Raw genomic sequence first — 25,278 nt, forward strand, 5'->3', positions numbered from 1 at the left:
AGAAACTGAATATATCTTGATATTCTTATTCACATTATGTAGAATTTGGCCACGAACTTTTCATTCCGTTCTTAATTGCTTTAGTGCCCGGTTCCCATGGCGAACAACCAGATTTCCGAGGGGATACCGGTCTGGGTGGTGTTGTCGATCCCGAAGTCGTTGTCGTTGGCCACGGCCAAGGTTTGGTCGTCCGCCATGGCGATGCCCTCGATTTTCTCATAGGGATAGCCGTACTTTAACAGGTCGAGGAAAAGGGACTTACTGGGCAACACCACGCCCCGGCGGTCGAGATCCGCCACCGTCATCTGTTCCAGGGTCTTCCCTCCGGATGCAGCGCTGTCGAATCGCCCGAGGATGTTGGTGGCACCGGAGAGATCAAGTTTATAGATCCGCTTCAGCTTTGCTTGATCCCCGGCATACTTATCCCGCTCGTCCACCAGCAGGGTGTGATCATCCAATGCGTACAAGTCGGAAACCACAATATCGGACGGTTTCAACCCGGGGTACGCTTTCGCGTCGTCCGCTACGTAAGGATATTCGGCCACCGGGGCCATTTTTTGCAGGTCGAATTGGAGGATCCGCATGATTCGAGACTTTTTCCCCGTAGCCTGGTCAGGATTTCCGAGTGGACTCTGCACCACCGCGAAGAGCCATTTTCCGTCCGGGGTCACGGTGACGCCCTCGATGCCGCGGTTGGGAATACGGTCCGCGTACACCGCCGGGAGCAGGTCCTTTACGGGCACATTCGGCGCTCCGGCAAAGAGGGATGCCTCGCCCGCCGGGACGATCCGCTCGAGAATCGTGCCGTCCCGCTTCACGTGGACGATGCTGGGCCGGTACTCTTCACCGAGCCAGAAGGTGTCGTCCTGGGGGTTATAGGCGAGGCCCTCGGTGTCCAACCCGTACGGGTCGTAGGGAAGCTGCTTCTCACCTTTCGCATCGTACGGTGTTTCGTCCATACCGGGAAAATTGGAGACACCCGAGATCTGGTCGGTGCCGGTGACGGGGTCGGTGCCCTTGGGCAGTTTCAGGGGAATCTCCTGAAGTACGTTGACCTGCCCGTCTTTGAGTTCTACTTTGTAGATCGTGGGAGTGTACGTCGGCAAAGGGAACGTGGTCCGGCTGTCCTGTCCGGCTTGGACACTGCCGTTCGGACCCCGGTCGGCGGTGGTATAAAACACGTTGGCAGGATCGCCGGGTAAGTGGGTGAGGGAGGAGCCGATGGACATCCGGATGCCGTTCCCGAGTTCTTTTGGATTCTTCAATATGTACCGACCGAGGAGCCGGCTCTCGGGCGTGCCTGAATTTACCGCCTGGATAAAGGCGTCCATGACCGACTGCGGGACCACGGTGCGATCCTGGACCAGGTGAATCTCACCGGTAACCGGGAGAGGCTTTCCGTCGAGAGAAGCGGTGTGGGCGCCGACGCGAACCAACAGCCGGTGACCTTGTTTCTCGATGATCGCCGTTTGGCCGGCTTCGTCCCAACTGACGAGAGCTCCTTGGGCTTCCGCGGTGGACCGAAGCGGGACCTCGGCGTCCGCACCGACAGCGGCGGGTGGGAACAACAGCATTACCGTCGTGACGACCGAAGTCGCGATCGGAATTGTTCGCCGGGGGATGAAAGGAAAAGGTATGGTCATTTCCTCCTTATCAATCGGAAAAAGTTTTTATCTCTTCGGATGAATGTACCGCAGCGACATGAACGGATGGTGAGGATTGCGTTGAGGCCGGATTGACGCTGTTTTGTTTTCTTGTAAAATGGGCCGGGCTCATTCGCTCGGCGAGGAGAGAACCCAGCGGGAGATTGCCGAAGAATTGGGGATTATCGTTCGTATGTGTCGCGCGTCGAGCAGCGGGCGCTCATGAAATTGTTGCACGATCTCCGACTGAACAGAAAAACTGCCCGGGAGGAACGGTGATTCCGGAGAGGTGGCCTGTCGGTGGCCGGGCAAACGCCCTCATCCCCGCGGATTCGGTTCCGATTTTCCGCAGAAGTGGGGTGTCCGGGTGTCGGGACGGATCGACAGTGGTCCCACGGCCCGATGATCATCGGCCGCCGAAAGATCCGTCAACGCCCCAGAACTCTTTCGTAATCCTCTCGCAGGTTGGCCCGGAGTGCATCGAACCGCGGGTCGTTGTCAAAATCCTTCGCCGACTCCGGGCGGATTCGCACTGCTTCTTTCATCCAGCTCAGGGCGGCCGTCCATTCCTTCTGTTCCGCATACAGAGCCGCCAGATCGCAAGCCGCCTGGTAATTGTCCGGATGATAGTCGAGATCCTTACGGAAACATTCCTCGGCGGCGATCAGGTCGCCCTTTTCATGCCAATATACATAGCCCAGCGCCACATAGCCGTTGTACACCGACGGATCGACCTCCAGAGCCTGGCGCAACAGGGCGATTTTGCGGTCGGGATCGCCGGTCATGCCGTAGGCGGCGATCACCTTCTGCATGGCTTCCTGCTGGGCGAGGAGCCGCTTTTCCATGCGCTTCTCCATTTCGTTCATGTGCTCTTGAACTCTTTTCTCCACCAGGTCCGGAATTTCTTTGGACGAGTACCAGCCGTACAGGGCAAAGGCGATGCCGCCCAAGGTGGCGCTGGTGGAAATGACCGTGAGGAGGAAGGCGGCCTGTTGATCGCCGGAGTGGCCGAAAAAGAGTCCGATGACCAATAAAGCCAAGATGACGAGCAAGATCACAAACCTCATGGTCCCTCCCCTCCCTACGGCCATTGTACCGGAAGGTCGGCCCGAACAAAAGAGTGGGACGGAGGCGTCGCCATTGCGGGAATGTACGGCTTCTACTATGCCTTAGAATGATGCACAGCAAGAAATATTAACTTTACTTTTTAAAGCCATTGGGTTAAAGTAGACATCGTGGTGCAATCCCCTGTCTTAAAATCGACGATGCGGAGGGCGAAAGGAACATGAGAATTTTTGTCGGTTACGCCAGCATGAATGGTCACACCAAATTCCTGGCCGATGAAATCGCGCTCGGAGCCAAGAGCGTCACCGGGACGGAGGTGGTGCAAAAGGCGGTGAAGGACACCTCACCATCCGAACTGGAAGCTTTTGATGCCATTATCTGGGGTTCCTCCGGCATCTTCGGCAACCCGAACCCGGAGATGGCTCAATTCTTTATTCAACTTGGACAGCAGTGGTTCATGCGGAAACTGGAAGGAAAGTTCGGGGGCGTGTTCGGAACCACGTCCACGGTGCACGGAGGCATTGAAAACCTTCTGCGCGCCCTGGCGGCTCCGATGCATCACCACGGTATGATTGTCGTTTCGCCTCCCAGCTTGCCGGATGAAAAACACGCCCTCTACGCGTGCCCCTATGGCATTGCCGCCACCATTCCGGTGGAAGCCAGCAAGGATGCCCCCATCAATAAACCAAGAGAAGAAGAACTGGATCTGGCTCGCCACTACGGCCAGTACATGGCCAACCTGTTAAAGTCGGCGAAGTAAACCGATGCAGTCCCATGTTGGCCCCCTGGATTCCATTGGCCGGGGGGCCTTGTACGTATGTGAATTTCAAGGGTGCTACTGCATGATCAAGGAGTGATGCGTACGTGAGAGGACGGCGGGGAGCGCGGAGGCCCCCTTCCATGACCGTCTACTATGACGGATATTGTCCATATTGTCGTGCCGCCGCCATGACGATCCGGAGTCTTGACGTTTTCCGGCGGATCGCTGTGATTTCCTTTCGACACGACAAGAGTTATTCCATTCACGGGATTACGGCGGAAGAGCTTGAACGGGAAATGGTTGTGATCGTTCATTGCGGCGATCAACAGCGCGCGTATAAGGGCTTTGCCGGGGTTTTGGCGGTCCTGCGGGGGTTGCTGTTGCTGTGGCCGATTTTTCCTCTTGCATGGTGTTTAGGCAGGATCGGATGGGGTGATGTTCTCTATCGCTGGATGGCGGAGCATCGCCTCATTATTCCCGACGCCGGTCATTGCCGGGATCGAAATTGTCGCATATGATCGCGCCACCCAGATGCAGCAAGAATCGCCAACGGTAAGCGCTGAACCTCGCCGGCTGATCGGAACCCTTCCCTCCGGGACGGCTCGACCACCGGCCCCGCAGAGCGGGGGGCCTCAGGGCGCTTTTTGGTGCGAGGCGGGCGTATGTTCGGGACACTCCTTTTGTGCCGCTTGCTGGGACAGGTATTTGCGAATCAGTTCGCAGTAGTGGGGGGTCGAGGTGTCTCCGACATTGGGGCGAAAATGGACGCATCCCAGGCAGGGCTCCGATACCACAAGATAGTTCTTCTCCCGCAAAATCGAGATGACGGCACCGAGCCCCGATTCGAGATTGGCGAGAATCTCGTCCGGGATCCGCTCTACCGCCTCCTCTAACCCGCGGCCCCAATCCTGCAGGCGGGATGCCGCCTCCCGGCCTTTTGCTGTGAGAGTGAGGAGGGTTACCCGACGGTCTTCTGGATTTTGGATTTTGGCGAGGAGGCCCTTTTTCACGAGGCCATTGACGATTTTCACAGCCGTCACATGGGTCGCGCCGATGGCCGCGGCCAAATTGCCGACGGTGGCCATATCGTCCCGGGTGTAACGGGCAAACAACAAGGTCTGGATTTGGACGGGCGATAGCCCTGCCGCATCACTTTCCGCCTGGGTGATCTTCTTAATGGCCTGAGACAGCCTGAATAACGCCATGCTGTTACGAGCCACCGGATTGTTCCGCCGTTGCTGGGGTTCAAACATCATCGCATCCCATACCTTCCGCGTGTTCGTTGTTCCTACTGTACAATAAATCCGGGGCCGTGTGCACCATGGACGGGCCTGGTTTGATCTGAAAAATCGCTTCGCAGCTCTCCTTCCCGGTTCAAGGACTCTTTCGTGCGGTTGCGGAACGGCTGCTGACATAGGTCCGCGGGATGCCTGGAAAGGGCACCCCGCGCAGGCTTTTCCTTCTACCCGTTTTTCACGTCCTGCAGACTTGCGCCGTAGTTGATGTGGTAGACTTTATCATCGATGACGAGGGCGGGAACGGACTGAACTCCGAGCTGTTCCGCTTCCCGGATGCGATTTCGGTCCGCACCAAGATGAACGATTTCCACATTCAGCTTGGAGCGGTCCAAATACCCGAGGATCGTCCGTTCAGCGTCGACGCAAACCGGACAGCCGGCATGGTAGAACACTGCTTTCGCCACATGAACCACCCCCCTTCATAAATTATGTAGCAATGCTACATAACAATTGTACTGGGGGTGGGCCGCGAAGTCAACAGAAGGGTCGGCCCAACCGAATGAGATGTCGCCCCTCGTGGACAACTCCGCCATTCAGTACATCGATGCGCGGTGGGGGGAAGCCCCGGCCGACCGGTGTCACTCGACCTCTCTCAAGAAAAGTAGTTTTTTCTTCGTTTTTCTCACTCAATCGCACGATTTCGCATTTGACCATTCCGTACTCAGACTGCACAATCGTTCATGAGAGCGATTTTGGCTCTTTGAGGGTGCACCAAAGTAGACGGTACCTGACCGTCTCCTAAATTATGGTACGCTCCTCGGATCTCCACCAAACACTTTCGTGGTTTACCCTCTCATGTCTCACAGGGTCGATGCCCTCAGCAGTCCCTCGTACGGCCTATCGAAAGGGTGGAGGCCAGCTCAGCTTTCTTACTGGGTCGTGGCCCGCATGGAGTGAATATCTGCCGGCTTCTCCGTGCTGTACGTTTGTCAAATGCAAATGAAGCGATGAAGGAGTTCTTCATGACGGACGACATTCCAAGTGTTCGCCTTGGTGGCAGCGGTTCAGGCTACCCACACTGGTGGTTGTGGCTGAATCCACACCTGTGGATTCAGCCTTCATTCAACAGAGGTGAAACACGGCCTTCTACACAGTCACTTGGTCCGCAAGCTGCCGATAAGCTGGACCCAGGGCGCGAATCGGATCATACTCCACCTGTCGAGTGCCAAGGGTAAACAGGATACGGATCAGTTTTCCACAAAGGGCGATGAGTGACTGCTTCGGCTTCAGGGCGTTGTCCACACGGGTCTTGAAGTGGTGGTGCAACAGTTTGAACTCTGGATTGATCGCAACCAGGTAAAAGACGGCTCGATACAACAGGGCCCGCAGCCTGGCTCTCCCCCGTTTGCTGATGCGGGTTTGCCCTTTATGTTTACCTGAACTGTTTTCCCTCAGGTTTAATCCCGCCAACTTGCGGATTTGGTGCCAGCTTGTGAATCGCGATAGGTCACCGACCTCAGCCAGGAAGCCCGCCACTGTGGATAAACCAAGGCCTGGGATCCGCAGCATTTGCGCTGCCCCCGGAATGTGTGTCAGGAGCTGTTCAATCTGTGCCTCTAGTTGGTTGAGTTGCTGTTGGAGCAGGTCATACTGGCTCATCAGGATCTGCAGCTCCTGACGGGCCATCCCCAGCCCTTCGGTCAGGCCAATGGACGCTTGTGCGATATCCACAAGCCGCTTGGCTGCCTTCAGTCCAACTCCGCGTCGGATCCCCACCTCCTTCCACATCTCGACAATCTGCTCCGGGTTCATTTGAGCGATATCCACAGGCAGCCAGCCCTGCCGCAGGATGGCCAACGCCGCTTTCCCGTCCCACTGCTTGAACACCGTGGGGACAAACTCCGGAAAATAGCGATCCAGCCAGTTTTGGATCCGGTGTTGTACCCGTATGAGATCCTCGTTTAAGCGTTCCCGTTGGTTCATGCCGCTGCGCAGCTCGGCGTAGACACCCACCGGAACGATCGGTTCCTGGTATCGCCCGTCTTTGACCAAACGGGCGATGGTCAGGGCATCCTTGACATCATTCTTGGTCGGTGAGTTGTCGTCGAATTCCTTGCTCTTCTTCACGTGGGACGGATTGACGTGAACCACGGAAATGCCCCGGTTCCGCAGGAACTGCGCCAAGGCCATCCAGTAGTGTCCCGTGGGCTCCATCCCGACAAGGACGTCCTCTTTGGCATAGGAATGTTTTAACCCCTTCAGCCACTGCACTAGACCTTCGAGTCCAGTCCTGGTATTCTCAAAGGTGAGCGGCTTGCCCAGTTCGATGCCTCGCCAGTCCACACAACGAGCGACGTGGATGTGTTTGGCGACGTCAACACCGACAATGAGGGTTCCCTCCGTGATGCGCTGAATCTTGGCGTTTACATTCCTGGCCATTGCTGCTTCACCCTCCTGGTTTCTGGTTGGTTTGGACAACTACCACAATACCAGGAGGTTTTTTATGCAGCAAACCTCAAATTACTTCACTACAGGACTGCTTTCATCTGGGCGAAGACACCACGGGGGATCTTGCGGACCGACCTGGCGGAGATTCATGTGATCGAGCTGCCGAAACTCCGGCCTGACAGAAAGGAGAGCGCCACCAGGCGCCCCGAAGGCCGTCCTAGAAAGAAAAAACATCTTTCAAGTCAATCGTTAAATCAGGGAAAATTCCGACGGTTGCGGTTTCATCGTTTCCGTATACGATCGGTGGCTCCAACACATTTTCCGAAAGCATGTAGACCTCGACAATCTGGTTTGAACTATCCACAATCCAATATTCTCGCACACCAGCCACCCTGTAAGCGCGCAATTTAACCGTCTTGTCTTTAACAGCCGTAGATGGCGAAAGCACTTCGATAATCATATCCGGCACGCCAACACAGCCCTGCCGATGGATTTTCGTTGGATCGCACACCACCGTTATGTCCGGCTCAACGTAGTTTCCGTTGTCGTCGGCATCGAGCCAGACACCAAACGGTGCGGGAAACACTTTGCACGTCTTCCCCTTCAGGTACACACTTATTTCTCGGATCAGGTTACTCACGATACTTTGATGGTCAGAGGTCGGCGGTGGCGACATATCGTAAATCGCGCCATCAATTCGCTCCCACCGCTCAAACTTTGACTCGTCAATCCGGTTGGCCTCCACAGACCCTCGCTCCTTCTTTGGTTCGCATCTTACGTGCATTGTAGCACGGTTCAACATTATTTATTAACCCGTCATGACAGCGGGTGCAGGCTGTGTTCAGGACATTCCTTCAGTGCCGCCAGGCGGGAGAGCTACCGGCGCATCGAATCGCAGTAGTAGGGCGCGGCGTCATCACCAAGATGTTGCCGAGAAAAAAAAGAGGCCGTTGATGATCTTCGCGGTCGTCACATGGGTCGCGGCGAATGGAATGGGGGAGCGTGACCGGGTTATAATGGGGGGGGAGAATGGTCGGGGAGTGAACCGGATGGAGTTGCTCAGCCCCAAGGTCGATTTTGTGTTTAAGCGGATCTTTGGAGCGGAAGAGAACAAGGATGTCCTCGTCAACTTTTTGAATGCGGTGTTTGAAGATTCCGGCGAACCGCTGGTCGCCGATGTGGAGATCTTGAATCCGTTCTTGGACAAAGAGGCGCTGACCGACAAGCTGGCGGTGCTGGACGTCAAAGCCCGGACGGAGAGCGGGACGCTGATCGATGTGGAGGTTCAATTGTGGAATCACCGGGATATGGAGAAGCGGACGTTCTACTACTGGGCGAAACTGTTTGAGAGCCAATTAAAGGAAGGGGAGAGCTATTTCAAGCTGCACAAAGCGGTGACGATCAATGTGGTGGATTTTACGTATATCGAGACCGACCGGTATCATTCGACCTTTCATCTGCGCGAAGACACCACGGGGATCTTGCTGACCGACCTGGCGGAGATTCATTTTATCGAGTTGCCGAAACTTCGGGAGCGGTCGGTGGGGTTCGAGCGGCGGCTGGTGCGTTGGATGTTGTTTTTCACGGCGAAAACGAAGGAGCAGTTGGAGGGATTGGCGATGGGGGATCCGGCGATTCGGAAGGCGCTGACGACGTTGGAGTTTCTGAGCCAGGACGAGGAAGCGCGGAGGTTGTACGAGGAGCGGATGAAAGGTTTGCAGACGTATCTGGCGGATATGGAAGGGGCGAGGCAGGAGGGAAGAGAAGAAGGGAGGAAAGAGGGGAGAAAGGAAGGGGATCGGGAGGCTCGAAGGGCGTTGGCAAAGAACTTTTTGGGGATGGGGCTGACTGTGGAGCAGGTGGCGAAAGGAACCGGGCTGACCCGTAACGAGGTCGAGGCGATCCGAAGAGAGATGGGGGACGATCAGTGATGGAAAGCCGCTGGTGGAGCTTGGGTTTATCGAAGGCATGAACCTTGTTCTCCACGGGCTCGTTCGCGGTTGACCCGCCAACACGCTCAACAGATGCACCGCGACGATCTCCGGCCGTCTGCAGATCAGCCGGGAATCGGCGCTCCGCAACAAAGCGGCGTGTTGAGGGAAGCCCCCGCGATGGCGTATACTTCCGTCAAAACCGTGCAAATGAGCGGCGTGAATACGAACCGGAAGAAAGCGGGTGCCGGGAATGGACCGCGGTATTGGTTTCGGGTGGGGCCGGATATATCGGCAGCCATGTCGTAAAGAGGTTGGTGGAGGCGGGGCGGCCGGTGGTGGTGCTGGACAATGAGAGCACCGGGCATCGGGAAACCGTGCGGGCGGTGGAAGCGCTGACCGGGCGGGAGATTCCGTACATACCGGGGGATGCCGGCGATGGGGACGGCGTTCGCCGGATCGTTGAAGAGTACCGGGTGGGTGCGGCAATGCATTTTGCGGCGAAAAGCGTCGTGGCCGAGTCCGTGCGGCACCCGGAGGTGTATTTTTCGGAAAATGTCGCGAAGGGGATCGCGTTTTTTCGAGCGTTGTGCGAGGCCGGGGTGAGCCGGATCGTGCTGTCCTCCACGGCGGCGGTGTACGGGAATCCGGAGCGGGTGCCGATTCCGGAGGAGCACCCGGTGCGGCCGATCAACCCGTACGGCGCGTCGAAGGTCATGTTGGAGCAGGTGCTGGGTTGGCTGGAGACCACGTTTCCGATGCGCTGGGTGGCACTGAGGTATTTTAATGCGGCGGGGGCGGACCCGTCGGGGCGCCTCGGGGAGCGGCACGACCCGGAGACGCATTTGATCCCCATCGTGCTGGAGGCGGCGATGGGACGGCGGGAGCGGGTGACGGTGTTCGGCACGGATTACGACACGCCGGATGGAACGTGCATTCGGGACTACATCCACGTGCTGGATCTGGCCGACGCCCATCTGGAGGCGCTGGCGGCACTCGAGGGCGGTCACCCTTCGGCGATTTTCAACGTCGGGACGGGGCGGGGGCATTCGGTGCTCGAGGTGATCCGCATGGCCGAGGAGGTGTGCGGGCGGACCGTCCCGGTGGAGCTGGGGGCGCGGCGTCCGGGGGATCCGCCGGTGCTGGTGGCGGACGGAGGCCGACTGCGGGAGATCGGCTGGCAACCGCGGTACGGGCTGCGGGAGATCATGGCCTCGGCCTGGGCCTGGCACTCGGGGGAAGGACGGTAGGGCGCAGCGGCTCCGGGTTGCGGCCGGGGGACGAGCCGATCGCCGACCTGGGCTTGTCCGAGATTTTACGGAGGCTTTGCGTTGTTGTCGCGAACCTTTAACCGTCCGTTTACCTACAAAATTCGACACGGCGCTATAATGCTGTCTGCGGTGTCGTTGCGAACAAGTCTCAGTGTGCTCGGAGTGAGCCGGGTTCGGGAAGGTGACAAAATGCCCTGGGTGCCCCGTTTATGGAAATCGGAGTGGTTCGCCTGGTTGGTTGCCGGCCGGGAGGCGGTGCGGCAGAGGCGGGCGTTGTATGAAGAAGCGATGCGGCGGCGGGAGCTGGAGCGGTTTGTGCGGAAGCGGGACATGGTCACGCTGTTTCAGCCCATCGTCCGCCTGGCCGACGGGGTCACCGCCGGGTATGAGGTGCTCAACCGTCCGCCGGTCAGCTCGTCATTTCCGAACGCCGAGGTTTTTTATCATTATGTCGGGCAGTCCACCCAGGTGTTCGCCGTGGAGCGCAGCTGCCGGGAGACGGCGTTGTGCCGGTTCGCCGAACAGGTTCGGGAGGCGCCGGACCTGCGCCACGCCCTGCTGTTCCTCAATATCCATCCCCAGGTGATTTTGGATCCTTCGTTTCGGGCCGGCCACACCCTGCGCCTGGTGGAGGATTACGGCTTTTCCCCTTCCCAAATCGTGCTGGAGTTGACCGAGCGAGGGGCGATCGAGGATTACGGTCGGTTCGCCCGGCTGCTGCATCACTATCGATCCCAGGGTTTTCGGGTGGCGGTGGACGACGCCGGGACGGGCTACAACAGCCTGCAGACTCTGGTCTATCTCCAACCGGAGTTTCTAAAATTGGACCGGTTCCTGGTCCGGGGCATTGCGGGCAACCCGGCGGCCCGGCGGATGGTGGCGCTGCTGTTGGACTACGCCCGGGAGTCGGGCACCCGGGTGATCGGCGAGGGGATCGAGACAGCGGAGGAATACGCCTGCCTGGGCGACATGGGCGTCGATCTGGGACAGGGCTATTTCATCGGCCGCCCTCAGCCGCGGGCGGTGGCGGGACAAGTTCCGAGCGTGATGGCGGCCGACGCACAGGTCGGGGCGGGTGGGTGAGGGCGCAATGACACTATGTCAGTGAGGCGCCAATTATAGGCTTAGATGCTTTATATTATGATATCCTGGAACCAGGCCGATCTACGAAGGAACACCTTTCAGCAACGGATCTGTGCCATGATCCATAACGTTGTCGAGGCTGGGTTTGAATCTTCAATGCCAGTTCCCACGGGGTCTCGGACTTAATTTCTTTTTGCGTCCCTGTATACGGGTCAGTGATCGTTTGTCGATAGACATACCTCGTTTTACTCACCGGCTCGCAACCTCCGTCCTACGCTCCACGGGGCCGACACGGCCTCTGGATTGTCTCAGGAAATCTTGGATTTGTGATAAACTCGGCTTCGGCAATGTTATCGCATCTCGCCTTGTCCGAAGGCGAGATGAAATGGATGATCTCGGTTGCCGGCCGGCCAATGGCGCCGTGGGCCGGCCGCTTGGTGAATTATCTACACGAAGGGCAGAGACCGTCTTGAAGATCATTCGATTCGTTTAGGCAGAAATAACAAATCCCGATCTCCTTATCCAGACCTTCGAGAATCTCACCCGGGTTGCAATCGTACCCATCCCCAAGTTCCACAAGCCGCTTTGCAAACTCGCGAGTTCTTGCCTCGCCAATATTTTCGCTGATTTTCAGGTCCAAGAAGATGCGCAAGACCTCGTTCAGCATATGACTGCCGGAGTGGTTGGACATTGAATCGCCTCCTTGCTGCTTTGCGTCCCAATGATTACGACAAGCCGGATACTCCAGGATCTCGCGGTGATCATGCTTCTATTTTCAATTATACAGGAAGGACCGGGGTAAGAGAAAAGAGGGGAGAGAGGAACGGGGAGGGAGTCCCGAAGGATGTTGGCACAGAACTTCTTGGGGATGGGGCTGACCGTGGGGCAGGTCGCGGGAGGGGGCTGACTCGTTAAGAGGTCGGGGCGGTCCGAAGAGAGATGGGCGACAATCCGTGACGGAAATCCACGAATGGCCACGGGCGGATGGATGGGACTGAACGGCAATCACATGACTCTTTCCCGGTGTGCAGTTGGGACTTGTGTTTCATTCACGAATCCTTAACGATTCAGTCACTCGTTTGTTTACAGCCGGAGTTTCTCAAATTGGATCGTTTCTTGGTGCGGGGCACCGCGGACAATGCGGCGGCCCGGCGGATGGCTGCGCTGCTCTTGGACTATGCCCGGGAGTCGGGCACCCGGGTGATCGGCGAAGGGTTCGAGACGGCGGAGGAGTTCAACTGCCTGCTGGATGCAAGGGCACCTGATCGGGCGGCCGGCCCGGCGGCCCGGGCGATGGAGTGATCAGGCGATGCCGCGCGGCCGGATGAGATTGGGGTAAATGACGGGGCAACAACTCAGAGACGCATGCACACAGTCACGGAGGTAGCGTGTCTACGTTCTATGGCGGCACTATCTTGGTCCTGTCCTGCTACTGTCGTATAATGTCGATAGCACAGCGGGCTCGCTCATTGGATCTTTCCTATAAGTTATCCGCAGTTTGAAAATGGGTGTGCTGTGGGCGGTGGCTGTTCTAGGAAACTTGTATAATACTCCTGTATATGCGTTCGTCAATTCTTGGGGAGAGAGGGGAAATCGGTTATGAAACTATTGGTCACCGGCGGAGCTGGGTTTATTGGCAGTAACTTTGTTCATTATATGTTGAATGCGCACCCTACCTATCGGGTTGTTAATTTGGATGTATTGACCTACGCGGGGAACCTTGAAAATCTACAAAACGTCGAGGATGATCCGCGCCACCGTTTTGTGAAGGGCGATATATGCGACAGGTCGCTTGTCTTCGATTTGGTTTCCGACGGGTTTGACGTCATTGTCAACTTTGCAGCGGAATCCCATGTCGATCGAAGCATTCTTGATGCCTCTCCGTTTGTCCGCACCAACGTCCTGGGTACACAGGTTTTGCTCGATGCCGTTCGGGAGTTTGGGGTTTCCAAATATATTCAGGTGTCTACCGATGAGGTATATGGCAGTCTCAACGGCGACGGCTATTTCACTGAAGATACGCCGTTGTCCCCAAACAGTCCCTATTCGGCGAGCAAAGCGAGTGCGGATTTACTCGTCCGCGCCACTCATCATACATATGGGATCGATGTCAACATCACCCGTTGCTCGAACAATTACGGACCATTCCAGTTTCCAGAGAAACTCATTCCCCTTACAATTTCCAATGCCTTGGAAAATCGTTCGATACCGGTGTACGGCGATGGACAACAGGTGAGAGATTGGCTGCATGTACTGGATCACTGTCGGGCGATTGATCGGGTCATCCACCACGGTCGTCCCGGGGAGGTTTACAACATCGGGGGACATAACGAGAGGACGAACCTTGAGGTTGTCAAACGGATTTTGAGCCTGTTGAACAAGCCGGAATCACTGATCCAACATGTGCAGGACAGGCCGGGCCACGACCGCAGGTACGCCATCGACGCGACGAAAATTCGCAGGGAATTGGGTTGGGCTCCCCAATATGGGTTCGAAGAAGGGTTGCGGCAGACCATTCAATGGTACTTGGACCACCAAGAGTGGCTGCAAAGGGTAAAGTCAAAAGACTATATGCGCTACTATGAACGGCAATACAGCAGGCGAATGGGGTTTGTAGGATGAAGATTATTGTTACGGGTGCGAATGGACAGTTGGGGTGTGACCTCATCCGGGTGTTGGAGACCGAGGCCACTGTCGTACCCTTCAGTCACAGAGATCTGGATGTGGCCGATAACGACCGAGTGTCTCAGGTGATTGAGGATGTGCGTCCGGAAGTGGTCATCCACGCCGCGGCTTACACCCGGGTGGACGAAGCCGAAAGAGATCCGGATGAAGCATTCCGGGTAAACGCCATCGGAGCGAGGAACGTGGCGGCGGCCGCAGAGGCGGTGGGGGCGAAGGTTGTGTATGTCAGTACGGATTATGTGTTCGACGGAAAGAAACCGTCGTACTCAGAGTTCGACACCCCATCGCCAATTAACGTGTACGGACGTTCGAAATTGGCGGGGGAGCAGATGACCGCTTTATTCAATCGGCGGCATTTCATTGTGCGCACCTCCTGGCTATACGGGCGTAACGGGAAAAATTTCGTGAAGACAATGCTAGAATTGGCCCGTCAGGGAAAACCTGTCCGGGTTGTGAACGATCAGATCGGCTCCCCAACATACACCATGGATCTGGCCCGTTTCATTGGAAGGCTGATTTCGACCAATCTGTTCGGCACCTACCACGCTTCGAATTCGGGAAGTTGTTCTTGGTATGAATTTGCCAAGGCCATTTTCGAAGAGGCCGGATTCAGTGACGTTCAGGTGGAGCCCATTTCTTCGCGGGAACTGGCGCGGGCGGCGGCAAGACCCGCTTTCTCCGTGTTGGATCATCAGGCGATTCGCCTGAACAGGCTGGAGGATTTACGCCCCTGGCGGGAAGCGCTGCGGGACTTTGTGCGTCACGATCTAACCGAGGCACGGAAAGAAGGGTGAGAGTTGTGAACGATCATGCGCTCCCCAGATTATCCCTGGACGATATCGGGGTTGAATACCGCGAGCTTGTGACGACCCAGGAGTATGGTCCCAAACCCAGGATCGAGGGTGTGCAGATCTTGGATCTGCGGTGGTTTACGGATGACGGAGGCGCTTTTACAGAGTTGGCTCGACTTGATGAACAAGGTTGTTTGGCTGTGTTGCCGGAATTTCAGGTGCGCCAAGTGAACTATTCGGTGGTGTTGCCGGGAGCGGTGAAGGCTTGGCATCTTCATTTCAATCAAGAGGATGTCTGGTTTATTCCGCCCACGGTCAGATTATTGGTGGGGCTGCTGGATGTTCGGGCATCTTCTCCAACCTATCGGAACACCATGCGTTTCGTGATGGGGGCGGGCAAAGCGCAGGTCCTTTACATCCCTCGCGGTGTTGCCCACGGTGTCGCCAACATTTGGGCTCAGGATGCGTACATGATGTACCTGGTCAACCAACAATTTGATCCTGAGAAGCCCGATGAAAACCGTTTGCCGTGGGATGTATTGGGGGAATCGTTTTGGCAGATCCAGAAGGGGTAAGGAGAGATACCGATGAAAGGCATTCTGTTGGCCGGAGGCTCGGGGACCCGGTTGCATCCCATGACGTCGGTTGCCAGCAAACACCTCATGCCGGTCTACGATAAGCCCATGATCTACTACCCGCTTTCGACTCTCTTATTGGCGGGGATCCGGGATATCGTACTGATTTCGACACCCAGAGATCTTCCCCTTTATCAGCGGGTTTTGGGGGACGGGTCGCGGTTGGGGATCAGACTATCATATATGGAACAGGAAAGACCTGCGGGGATTGCTCAAGCATTTCTCATTGCGGAATCGTTCATCGGGAAAGATTCGGTCTGTCTGATTCTTGGAGATAACATTTTTTACGGGCACGGACTTGGGGAGATGGTCCGTCGACATACCCTCCTTGAACATGGGGCCGTGATTTTCGGTTATTGGGTGAAAGACCCGCAACGCTACGGGGTTGTGGAATTCGACGAGGATCAGCGAGTTGTCGGTTTGGAGGAAAAACCGTCTCAGCCCAAATCGAATTACGCGGTATCCGGCTTGTATTTTTACGATCATGAGGTGGTGCAGATCGCAAAGGCACTCAAACCGTCCGCCAGGGGTGAGCTTGAGATCACCGACGTGAATCGGGAATATTTGCGGAGAGGACAATTGCGGGTGGAGCTCATGGGGCGGGGAATCGCCTGGCTCGATACGGGAACTCCGTCGAGTTTGCTCGATGCGGCGAATTTCGTGGCCACGGTGGAACGGCGCCAAGGTCTCAAAATCGCGTGTCTTGAGGAGATTGCCTATCGTGTGGGATATATTTCGCTGGATGATCTGGAAGCATTGATCCGCGACATGCCGGACACGGAATATCGGAAGTACCTTGAGCAGGTCTGGCACGCCGAAGTGAAACACGCGAAGGTGTCCAGGTGAGCCGGGGGAAGGGCCGGGCTCTCAATAGGTGGTCAACGATGAAGTTGCCTTTGCTGGATATCATTATTGTAAATTGGAATTCGGGAACTCAATTGCGCCGATGTCTCAGTTCCGTTTCCGCTGCCGCGCGGGATGGCGTGCAGCTCGACCGCGTGGTGGTGGTTGACAACAACTCTCATGATGGTTCGGCCTCGGAGCTTGACAGTTTACATCTACCTCTACAAGTGATCTATAACCGGGACAATCTGGGCTTCGCCAAGGCCTGCAACCAAGGAGCCGAAGGCAGCAGGGCCGATTATCTTCTGTTTCTCAATCCCGATATTCAACTGTTAGAAGCTTCCCTTCGAGATCCGTTGAGGTGGATGGAGATGCCCGAACATCACCTATTCGGTGTCTTGGGGATTCAGTTGGTGAGTGAGTCAGGTGAGATAAGTCGGACCTGTGCGCGTTTTCCCACCCCGGGACGGTTGTTGCTCCAAAGCCTTGGGTTCGACCGCCTGTTTCCGTTTTTACCATTGGCCCATTTTATGGTGAAATGGAACCACGGTGACAGTCGGGAAGTCGATCAGGTTATGGGCGCGTTTTTTTTGGTTCGACGGGAGGTGTTTGAATCCGTACGTGGATTTGATGAGCGCTTCTTTGTGTATTACGAAGATGTCGATTTTGCCTATCGCTCACGGAAAGCTGGGTGGCTCAGTTACTACTATGCCCAGGCCCGTGCAGTGCACAAAGGGGGAGGAACGACCTCCCAAATCAAGGGCCGGAGGTTGTTTTACTTTTTGAGGGGCCGAATCCTCTACTGTCGGAAACATTTTGGCTTGGCTGCGGCTATTGCGCTTTTAGCAACGACTTTCTTCCTCGAACCTGTTGTACGCATCATGCATTGCGTGTGGCAGCGTCGGTCCAGTGCTGTGGAGGATGTTATTCAAGGATATCGGATGCTCTGGACTTCAAGAAAATCTTTGATAGAATTGCTCTGGGAGCACGACGAACATGAAAGTGTTGCTTCTTAGTCGATACGGGCGCCTGGGAGCCAGTAGCCGTGTGCGGATGTATCAGTACATTCCGTATCTGGAATCACAAGGGGTGCAGGTGACGGTTGCCCCATTCTTCGATGACGAGTACCTGGAAAATCTGTACAACAGTCGGCGCCGGTCATTCGTTTCGATTGCCAGAGCCTACGCGAGGCGACTTGGGCAGATATTGGATTCTTCCAGGTACGATATCCTGTGGATTGAGAAGGAGATATTTCCCTGGTTGCCGGCTTGGTTTGAGAAGATGCTTTGCAAGGGGTCTGTTCGCTATGTGGTCGATTATGACGATGCCGTCTTTCACCGTTATGACATGCATGGAAGCCCAATGGTTCGAACGGTGTTGGGGCATAAAATTGACGTCGTGATGCGATGCGCGTCGGTGGTCACTGTCGGTAACGAATATTTGGCGGAGCGGGCGAAGAAAGCAGGTGCCCGCAGGGTGGTGCATCTTCCTTCAGCCGTGGATTTGAATAAGTACCGAGTGGCTCCGGTAAAACGCAACGGAGTGTTTACGATTGGTTGGATTGGTTCCCCAGCTACAGCAAAGTATTTAAAGCTGATTCAACCTGCACTGAAGGAAGTGTGCAAAGACGGCAGGGCGAACGTCTTGTTGGTGGGTTCCGGTCCTGTGGAGTTGGACGACGTGCCAACAACGATTGTCGAGTGGTCGGAAGAAACCGAGGTGTCTTGGATACAGCAATTTGATGTGGGCATCATGCCTCTTGTTGATGGTCCGTGGGAGAGAGGGAAGTGCGGCTATAAACTCATTCAGTGTATGGCCTGCGGAAAGCCGGTTGTTGCCTCACCGGTGGGAGCCAATCGTGAAATTGTAAGGGAAGGCATAAATGGTTTTCTTGCAGGAACGACCACCCAATGGATACAGGCATTACTTGAATTGGGCAGAAACATTCGCCTGGCAAACACGATGGGATGTTCCGGCCGACGGACTGTAGAACAATATTATCACTGTGACCGTGTCGCTCCTATGATACTCTCTGTATTGGACAGTATGCTGACATAGCGTTTGTCCTTCGTTGTCTTGTTGTTTTTACGATGCCATTGTTGCTGGCATTGCCTCTGCGTCACATTGCTGTCAGGATGCGGAAATGCGATCGAGACATATTTCGGCTTGTTTCTCTCTGTCTAGAAGTTAAGCGGCGCACGTATGGCATTTTAGCTTGTAGTTCCATAGCATTGAGAAAACTAGTCGGTATCGTGTCGCTAAGTGTGATTAAGGCCTCCATGCAAACAAGCGCTATTGATTAAAGGTGGTGTTTTCATGCAGCAAGTAGTGATTGGGTTGGTCCTGTTTCGGAATGATGAAGAACAGTTGACTCGTTGTCTTTTGGGAATCGCAAGTCAGACCCTTGCAGAGCAGGTGATACTACTGGCGGTTCACGACAACGACATGGGTTCGTCATTAAACAGCTTCAGACGTGCATACAAAGAGAGCGGGTTGCAAATACCCGTAATTGAATCAAGTAGTGAAAACTGCGGGTTTGGTGCCGGGCACAACCAGTTAATGAAGCGTGTTCGTACATCAATTTCTACAGGCTTCGGGTATCTTTGCTTAAACCCAGATGCTGTCATGCATCCCGTCTGCCTGCAGGAACTGTTGTCTTTTGCCGCGAAGAAAAACTATCAAGGAATTTTTGAAGCAAAACAATTTCCTCTACCGCATCCGAAATACTACCATCCCCAATTGGGTATCACTCCTTGGTGTTCTGCATGTTGTCTCTTGATTCCCGAAACGGTATATACCCGAGTTAATGGGTTTGATGAAAAATTTTTCTTATATTGCGAAGATGTGGATCTGTCTTGGCGTGTCAAAGCTGCAGGTTATGAATGTTATACTGTAAACACTGCGTTGGTGCACCACTATGTGGTGGATCGCGACCCGGAAGATGATTCCCACCGTAGGTTTTTCATGTTGGTGTCGGGTGCGATTTTGGCCGAAAAGTGGCGTGGCGACGCATTTAAACAACAAATGATAAATGAGCTAAGTAACATGTTTGGCTTTGATATTGATACCCTTGAATTGGGATCGATTGAGAAAATGAGTAAATTTGACATTATGCGTGCCAGGCCGGACTTCAGACACAGCTTTACCTTTGCACGCTATCATTACACACAGTGCTGAGGGGATGCATATGGAATTATTGTCGGTTATTGTTAGAACGATGCCCGGGCGAGAACATTTTCTCGATCAGTGCTTGTTTAGTTTGTCCGTCCAACATTATCGTCCGATTCAAGTGATTGTTGTTGTGCAATTACCGGATGGCGACGCTGACGTAGAGGGACTGCTTAAACCACTTTATCGGATTATCCACCAACATGGACGGTTCCTCGAGGACATCGTTATTAAGCGTCACACTGCCACGAAGGACGAAAGGTCAAGGGCTTTGAACATCGGGATTAGCGAAGCCACGGGACGGTTTATAGCTTTTCTTGATGACGATGATGTTGTATATCCTGAACACTATACTAAGTTGATCGACTTGGTGCAACGATCCGGACGTGTGTGGGCTTACTCGGGTACAGCAAGAGCTATATATCGCCGGCAGGAGAAAGATATATATTTAGTGCAGCGAGATTTTCCGTTTAGATCTAGTGATTATTCATTTGTTGAACACCTTCGCGATAACTTTATTCCAATACATTCATTTTTGGTTGACCGATCAAGAGTTGACGTGCAGCTTCGTTTTGATGAAAACTTAATTCGACTTGAAGACTACGAATTTCTCCTTCGACTGGCGCGCTATCATGAGCCAGGCCGTGTTCCAGCAGTAACATGCGAGTATCGAATATGGAATGACGGTTCCAATAGTGTGCTCGACGGCACCGATGACGCTAAGGCTAGAGCTGAAAAGCGGCAGATATGGGAAAGAGCCAACCAGCAACTGTATTGGCGAAAGCATGAGCTTATTGGATGGTGGGTAGGCGAGTTGCTTGAAAACGGGGTTAGCAGCGGCGGTAGCTCTACACAAGTTGGGGTTTCTTCCCCTTATCAGTCCTTGGTTGACATGTATTGGGACTCAACTTCATGGGCCATAACAGCTCCGATTCGAAGAGCTATTCAATCCCTTCGTGGCATTCCTAAGGAGCAAAGACCGGTAGTTCAGTCGTACGCTGAAGCTAAACAGATTGTGGAGGCAATTGAGCGTTCTACCTCGTGGCGTATCGCAGCTCCCGTTAGGTTTATGGGGAAGATACTTCGGCATTAAACTGGAATTAATTGTACCAAGTAGGCATGGACGAGTGTCAGCGAATCTTTGCTCGTTTAAAATGATATCCTGTCCGCGATAGAGTGAGTAGCCGCAAAATACACCGTTCGATTGCAAGATGTTGAAGGAGTCACACCTTCCTATGTGGATCCTCGGGTATACAGAAGCTGCTTTGTGTATGTTGTCCCGTGATCGACTGATCTCACATCTTAAGGAATATGTGGGCGGATGTTAGGCTTATTTTCGTTTATCTATATACAGCCGGTTATCGCCGTATCTTTGGATACATGGAAGGGGATTTTCCTATTACCGAAAACATATCGCGAAATACTGTGGCCCTCCCATTCTTCAATTACTTCACGGATGAGGATATCGATTTGTTTGTGGGGTGATTAAGGAAGGGGTTCAGCGGTGTCGACGTAACCATTAGTGATTCCCCTTCTAGTGAATGGTTCAACTGTTGCGTCTTAGGCAGAAGAAGATTTCAATAGATGACAACAGGTTTAAGCAACGATTTAAGCTGCGTAGGGAATAAAGACACAACGCAAAGATTCCAAAGATTAGCCAGCCAAAGGAGGATCAGACGTTGAGTTTCTTGTCAAATATCTTCGATACGGTCGTTTATATGAGACCAGACAGATTAACAGGAGCTACTCCTTGGCACGGACACATCCCCTTCGCGTTTTGGCTTGTACGACAACTTCGCCCCAAAATCATAGTGGAACTTGGTGTTCATGCAGGGAACTCGTACTGCGCGTTCTGCCAAGCTGTAGAGCGTCTTAATATGTCATCCGCTTGCTTTGGTGTAGACACGTGGCAGGGAGATGAGCATGGTGGCTTCTACGACGAGTCAGTTTTTAATGAACTGAAGCAATACCACGACCCCAGGTTTGGGCATTTTTCATCACTGCTACGAATGACCTTCGACGAGGCCGTAGAACTATTCGACGATGGGACTGTTGATCTTCTTCATATCGACGGTCTACATACCTACGAGGCTTCTAAACACGATTTTGAACATTGGAAGAGAAAACTGAGTAACCGAGCAATTGTTCTCTTCCATGACATCGAGGTCAGGGATCGTGGTTTTGGAGTATGGCGCTTATGGAATGAATTACAGTCCCAGTATCCTACATTTGCGTTTAGTCATAGCTACGGGCTAGGCGTTCTCCAATATGGTTCAGACATTCCTACAACCGTTAGTTCATTAATGACAAGCGACGACAACCAACGAATGGCGGTACAAACTCATTTTCAGACTTTGGGAGAGAGGGTAAATCTCCTTTGGCAAGTGCGTGAATTGTCCGATAGACTAACAATGGCTAACAAAGATCTACAGTCAACGGACAGATTGTTAGATCAAGCTCGTGCGATTGAATCACAGCTAAGGGCAGAGAACGAGCAGTTAAAAACGGATGTGAATCGGTTGACCTCCGAACTAGGCGCTGAGATCGATCAACTGAAAAGGACTGTACAAATTTATGAGACTTCGACTTCATGGAGAATTACACGGCCAGCTAGATCTATGAGCCGTGTGATAAGGAGATTAGCTCGCAGACAGTAGATGCTGAGTTCCCAAATGTATTGGATCCGGCAAGCCGTTGTCCCAAAGGCTGCAAGCGTAAAATGTCAGACAGCGAGACTAAGCAAAGCTAGGCACGACCAGCCGGTCCAAGTCCGGTCGAGCAAATCCCTTAGCAGGTCCAGCGCAGCGAAATGAAACATGGGAACGTGACGAGGTGAAGCGGCAGAGGGGCCGAGTTATCAATAGGTGGTCAACGATGAAGGTGCCTTTGCTCGATATCTTGCTCGATATCATTATTGTAAATTGCAAGCTGGAAAATCAGTTATGCCGGTGCCTCAGTTCCGTGCATGAGCGATTCTTTGTGTAGTACGAAGTGGATTTTGCCTGTCGCGCAGGGAAAGCTGGGTGGCTCAGTTGCAACTATGCCCAGGCTGGGGCAGTGCACACAAGGGGGGAGGAACGACCTCCCAAATCAAGGGCCGGAGGTTGTTTTACTTTTGCCCGAATCCTCTACTGCCGGAAACATTTTGGCTTGGCGGCCGTTGCGCTTATAGCAAGGACTTTCTTTTTCGCACCGGATGCACGTGTCCTGCATTGCGCGTCGCAGCATCGGTCCAGTGCTGTGAGGATGTCATTCCAGGACATCCAATGCTCTGGATTTCAAGAAAATCTTTGATAGAATTGCTCTGGGAGCACGACGAACATGAAAGTGTTGTTTTTTAGTCGATACGGGCGTTTGGGTGCCAGTAGTCGTCTGCGGATGTACCAGTACCTTCCGACACAAGGGGTGCAGGTAAAGGTTACCCCATTCTTCGATGACGAGTATCCGGGAAAACTGTACAACGGACGGTGCCTCGTAAGGGAAGGCATAAATGGTTTTCCTGCAGGAACGAACGTCCAATGGGTACAGACATTACTTGAATTGGGCATTAACATTCACTTGGCAAACACGATGGGATGCTCCGGCCGACGGATTGTGGAACAATCTTATCACTGTGACCGTGTCGCTCCTATGATATTCTCTGTATTGAACAGTATGATGACATTGGGTTTGTCCTTCGTTGTCTATGTTTCTACGATCTACGATGCCATCGTCGTTGGCAAGGAGTGTTGATCTTGAAGTACGATCAGCAAATTGACATGTCCCGTGACACTTCTACCTCCTTGGTAATGCGTCTATGGGCTATGACTTTTATACGGCCGCACCGCATCCGACTACTCATACGGGCGCTCGGGCAATATTGGCGTTCCAACGGGGGGTGGAAGCATGTCGGCCTTATAATTAAGAAGGCAAAATTGACGTATGAGCTCTATGGCCTCAAGGGCATATGGAAAAAAGCTCTTTCAATGGTTACCCTAGATCAATTGACAGACCCCAATCTTGTCTATGAAACCTTTATCCGAAAACATGAATCATTCGACAAGGGTGCCATATCGAAACGGATAGAGCAACTAGTGTATTGTCCCGTCATCTCTGTTTTAGTTCCTGTGTACAATACTGAGGAAAGATGGTTGCGAAAATGTATTGAATCCGTTCAGAACCAATTCTATCCGCATTGGGAATTGTGTATTGCTGATGACTGTTCTCCGAACCCTCGGGTACGGGAGATTCTTGAAGAATATGCGAGAAAAGATCACCGTATCAAGTTGATCTTCAGGGAAACCAACGGCCATATCTCGGAGGCTTCGAATTCTGCATTATCGTTAGCCACGGGCGATTTTGTTGCGCTTCTAGATCACGACGATGAATTGGCTCCTCATGCCCTACTGGAAAATGTATTGCTTCTCAATCAGCACCCGGATGCTGACATGATTTACAGTGACGAAGATAAAATAGATGAAAATGGGAAACGATATGATCCCTTTTTCAAACCGGATTGGTCCCCGGATACTTTTTTATCTCAGATGTATACGTGCCATCTTGGTGTTTACCGAACAGAGTTGGTGCGTAAGATCGGCGGTTTTCGAAAAGGTTTCGAGGGGGCTCAGGACTATGACTTGGTTCTTCGATTAACGGAGGAAACTGAACGGATTTACCATATACCCAAGGTACTGTATCATTGGAGAGCAACGTCTCAGTCGACGGCTTCGTCTGCGGCGGTAAAACCTTACGCACAAACGGCCGGACTGCGGGCGCTGAAAGAGGCCTTACTTCGTCGAAAAGAAGATGGTTGGGTTGAACAGGTGGATGGTGTGTATCGAGTACATTATGTTATATCTAAGGAACCACTAGTATCTATAATCGTTCCAACTCGGGATATGGCCGAATTGCTTGATCGGTGTTTGGTGTCTCTTTTCGAAAGGACAAGCTATAAAAATTTCGAGGTTATTATTGTAGATAACGGAAGTTGCAAACAAGAAACGTGTGATGTGTTCAAGAAGTGGGTTCGACAAGAACCAGTAAGGGTAAGGGTGGAGAGGATTGATATTCCTTTTAATTATTCTCGTTTAAATAACATGGCAGTCCGACATGCCAAAGGCGAACTTTTATTATTTCTCAACAACGATATTGAAATACTCTCGCCAGACTCTTGGTTGGCCGAAATGGTGGGTCAAGCTGAAAGAAAAACAGTTGGTGCTGTCGGGGCAATGCTTTTGTATCCGGATTACACCATTCAACATGCGGGTGTTGTTCTTACGGGTGGTGTAGCTGGCCACAGCCACAAGCACTTTCCTGTTGATGCGCCCGGTTACTTTGGACGGTTGAGAACCATCTCTAACTACTCAGCCGTTACCGGAGCTTGCCTAATGGTCAAAAAGGAATTATTTGATCTGGTTGGGGGGTTCGACGAAAGATTAGAGATTGCTTTCAATGATGTCGATTTCTGCCTCAAGTTGTTACAACGAGGTTTCTACAATGTTTGGCTCCCACATGTCCGAATGGTTCATTACGAGTCGAAAAGTCGAGGATATGAAGATACCCCGGAAAAGCAAGAGCGTTTTCTGAGAGAAATTCAACTTATGAGAGAGCGCTGGGGACATCATATCGGAAGTGATCCTTTTTATAACCCAAATTTGTCACAGGACAAAGGAGATTTTTTGTTAAGATCTTACTGATGCAACTGTGCAAGAGGCGCTTTTTTATCCTGGATTGAAAGA

The 25,278-nt window shown here is 53.3% G+C and carries 23 protein-coding genes; 16 read left to right on the top strand and 7 right to left on the bottom strand.

Annotation, left to right across the window (positions count from 1 at the left end):
• Positions 1 to 80: 80 nt before the first annotated feature.
• The gene (locus BTUS_RS04280; RefSeq protein WP_013074892.1) at positions 81 to 1,643 is read right to left on the bottom strand and encodes an esterase-like activity of phytase family protein; all 1,563 of its coding nucleotides are present in this window, start codon (positions 1,641 to 1,643) and stop codon (positions 81 to 83) included.
• Between the two features lie 428 nt (positions 1,644 to 2,071).
• A complete protein-coding gene (locus BTUS_RS04285; protein ID WP_013074893.1) occupies positions 2,072 to 2,710 on the bottom strand; it encodes a TPR end-of-group domain-containing protein in 639 nt (212 codons plus the stop codon).
• Positions 2,711 to 2,928: 218 nt separating this feature from the next.
• On the opposite strand from BTUS_RS04285, the gene BTUS_RS04290 reads away from it, so the two are divergent.
• Both BTUS_RS04290 and BTUS_RS04295 read left to right on the top strand, forming a co-directional pair.
• Entirely contained in the window at positions 2,929 to 3,468 is a 540-nt protein-coding gene (locus tag BTUS_RS04290; RefSeq protein ID WP_013074894.1) for an NADPH-dependent FMN reductase family protein, read from the top strand.
• A gap of 140 nt (positions 3,469 to 3,608) precedes the next feature.
• Positions 3,609 to 3,986 (top strand): thiol-disulfide oxidoreductase DCC family protein, encoded by a 378-nt coding sequence (locus BTUS_RS04295; protein ID WP_013074895.1) that lies wholly within the window; start codon positions 3,609 to 3,611, stop codon positions 3,984 to 3,986.
• A 114-nt stretch (positions 3,987 to 4,100) separates the two neighbouring features.
• Here the strand turns inward: BTUS_RS04295 and BTUS_RS04300 are convergent, their stop codons facing one another.
• The 4 genes from BTUS_RS04300 to BTUS_RS04315 form a co-directional block, all read right to left on the bottom strand.
• Positions 4,101 to 4,724, bottom strand: a complete 624-nt coding sequence (locus BTUS_RS04300) for a MarR family winged helix-turn-helix transcriptional regulator (protein ID WP_041303702.1) — start codon at positions 4,722 to 4,724, stop codon at positions 4,101 to 4,103.
• A gap of 206 nt (positions 4,725 to 4,930) precedes the next feature.
• A complete protein-coding gene (locus BTUS_RS04305) occupies positions 4,931 to 5,170 on the bottom strand; it encodes a glutaredoxin family protein (protein WP_013074897.1) in 240 nt (79 codons plus the stop codon).
• A gap of 682 nt (positions 5,171 to 5,852) precedes the next feature.
• Positions 5,853 to 7,145 (bottom strand): IS110 family RNA-guided transposase, encoded by a 1,293-nt coding sequence (locus tag BTUS_RS04310; RefSeq protein WP_013074898.1) that lies wholly within the window; start codon positions 7,143 to 7,145, stop codon positions 5,853 to 5,855.
• A gap of 226 nt (positions 7,146 to 7,371) precedes the next feature.
• Positions 7,372 to 7,899 (bottom strand): Uma2 family endonuclease, encoded by a 528-nt coding sequence (locus tag BTUS_RS04315; RefSeq protein WP_013074899.1) that lies wholly within the window; start codon positions 7,897 to 7,899, stop codon positions 7,372 to 7,374.
• A gap of 208 nt (positions 7,900 to 8,107) precedes the next feature.
• On the opposite strand from BTUS_RS04315, the gene BTUS_RS04320 reads away from it, so the two are divergent.
• The 3 genes from BTUS_RS04320 to BTUS_RS04330 all read left to right on the top strand — a co-directional run bounded on the left by BTUS_RS04320 (position 8,108) and on the right by BTUS_RS04330 (position 11,439).
• Positions 8,108 to 9,085: an Rpn family recombination-promoting nuclease/putative transposase gene (locus BTUS_RS04320; protein WP_245543364.1), complete on the top strand. Its 978-nt coding sequence runs from the start codon at positions 8,108 to 8,110 to the stop codon at positions 9,083 to 9,085.
• Positions 9,086 to 9,351: 266 nt separating this feature from the next.
• On the top strand, positions 9,352 to 10,335 hold the full coding sequence (galE, locus tag BTUS_RS04325) for a UDP-glucose 4-epimerase GalE (protein WP_013074901.1): 984 nt from the start codon (positions 9,352 to 9,354) through the stop codon (positions 10,333 to 10,335).
• Positions 10,336 to 10,416: 81 nt separating this feature from the next.
• The gene (locus tag BTUS_RS04330) at positions 10,417 to 11,439 is read left to right on the top strand and encodes an EAL domain-containing protein (protein WP_013074902.1); all 1,023 of its coding nucleotides are present in this window, start codon (positions 10,417 to 10,419) and stop codon (positions 11,437 to 11,439) included.
• 442 nt (positions 11,440 to 11,881) lie between these two features.
• Here BTUS_RS04330 and BTUS_RS04335 read toward each other — a convergent pair whose 3' ends face one another.
• Positions 11,882 to 12,130 carry a hypothetical protein gene (locus BTUS_RS04335; protein WP_013074903.1) on the bottom strand — a complete coding sequence of 83 codons (249 nt, stop codon included), beginning with the start codon at positions 12,128 to 12,130 and terminating at the stop codon, positions 11,882 to 11,884.
• A 293-nt stretch (positions 12,131 to 12,423) separates the two neighbouring features.
• Here BTUS_RS04335 and BTUS_RS19075 point away from each other — a divergent pair, with 293 nt between their 5' ends.
• The 11 genes from BTUS_RS19075 to BTUS_RS04395 all read left to right on the top strand — a co-directional run bounded on the left by BTUS_RS19075 (position 12,424) and on the right by BTUS_RS04395 (position 25,236).
• The gene (locus BTUS_RS19075; RefSeq protein ID WP_041303705.1) at positions 12,424 to 12,741 is read left to right on the top strand and encodes an EAL domain-containing protein; all 318 of its coding nucleotides are present in this window, start codon (positions 12,424 to 12,426) and stop codon (positions 12,739 to 12,741) included.
• Between the two features lie 297 nt (positions 12,742 to 13,038).
• The gene (rfbB, locus tag BTUS_RS04345) at positions 13,039 to 14,061 is read left to right on the top strand and encodes a dTDP-glucose 4,6-dehydratase (RefSeq protein ID WP_013074904.1); all 1,023 of its coding nucleotides are present in this window, start codon (positions 13,039 to 13,041) and stop codon (positions 14,059 to 14,061) included.
• Positions 14,058 to 14,918: a dTDP-4-dehydrorhamnose reductase gene (gene rfbD / locus BTUS_RS04350; protein WP_013074905.1), complete on the top strand. Its 861-nt coding sequence runs from the start codon at positions 14,058 to 14,060 to the stop codon at positions 14,916 to 14,918. Before rfbB ends, rfbD begins: the two co-directional genes overlap by 4 nt.
• A gap of 5 nt (positions 14,919 to 14,923) precedes the next feature.
• Positions 14,924 to 15,490, top strand: a complete 567-nt coding sequence (locus BTUS_RS04355) for a dTDP-4-dehydrorhamnose 3,5-epimerase family protein (RefSeq protein ID WP_013074906.1) — start codon at positions 14,924 to 14,926, stop codon at positions 15,488 to 15,490.
• A gap of 12 nt (positions 15,491 to 15,502) precedes the next feature.
• A complete protein-coding gene (rfbA, locus tag BTUS_RS04360) occupies positions 15,503 to 16,396 on the top strand; it encodes a glucose-1-phosphate thymidylyltransferase RfbA (protein ID WP_013074907.1) in 894 nt (297 codons plus the stop codon).
• 38 nt (positions 16,397 to 16,434) lie between these two features.
• Positions 16,435 to 17,409 (top strand): glycosyltransferase family 2 protein, encoded by a 975-nt coding sequence (locus tag BTUS_RS04365; RefSeq protein WP_013074908.1) that lies wholly within the window; start codon positions 16,435 to 16,437, stop codon positions 17,407 to 17,409.
• Positions 17,390 to 18,451 (top strand): glycosyltransferase family 4 protein, encoded by a 1,062-nt coding sequence (locus tag BTUS_RS04370; protein WP_013074909.1) that lies wholly within the window; start codon positions 17,390 to 17,392, stop codon positions 18,449 to 18,451. The genes BTUS_RS04365 and BTUS_RS04370 overlap by 20 nt, the downstream gene beginning before the upstream one ends.
• Before the next feature lie 258 nt (positions 18,452 to 18,709).
• Entirely contained in the window at positions 18,710 to 19,570 is an 861-nt protein-coding gene (locus tag BTUS_RS04375) for a glycosyltransferase family 2 protein (RefSeq protein ID WP_052300544.1), read from the top strand.
• 10 nt (positions 19,571 to 19,580) lie between these two features.
• Positions 19,581 to 20,654: a glycosyltransferase family 2 protein gene (locus tag BTUS_RS04380; RefSeq protein WP_041303706.1), complete on the top strand. Its 1,074-nt coding sequence runs from the start codon at positions 19,581 to 19,583 to the stop codon at positions 20,652 to 20,654.
• A gap of 625 nt (positions 20,655 to 21,279) precedes the next feature.
• The gene (locus BTUS_RS19200) at positions 21,280 to 22,218 is read left to right on the top strand and encodes a class I SAM-dependent methyltransferase (protein WP_123809389.1); all 939 of its coding nucleotides are present in this window, start codon (positions 21,280 to 21,282) and stop codon (positions 22,216 to 22,218) included.
• 1,068 nt (positions 22,219 to 23,286) lie between these two features.
• Positions 23,287 to 25,236 carry a glycosyltransferase gene (locus BTUS_RS04395; RefSeq protein WP_407635222.1) on the top strand — a complete coding sequence of 650 codons (1,950 nt, stop codon included), beginning with the start codon at positions 23,287 to 23,289 and terminating at the stop codon, positions 25,234 to 25,236.
• Positions 25,237 to 25,278: the final 42 nt, after the last annotated feature.

The organism is Kyrpidia tusciae DSM 2912 (assembly GCF_000092905.1).
GTDB classification, from domain to species: domain Bacteria; phylum Bacillota; class Bacilli; order Kyrpidiales; family Kyrpidiaceae; genus Kyrpidia; species Kyrpidia tusciae.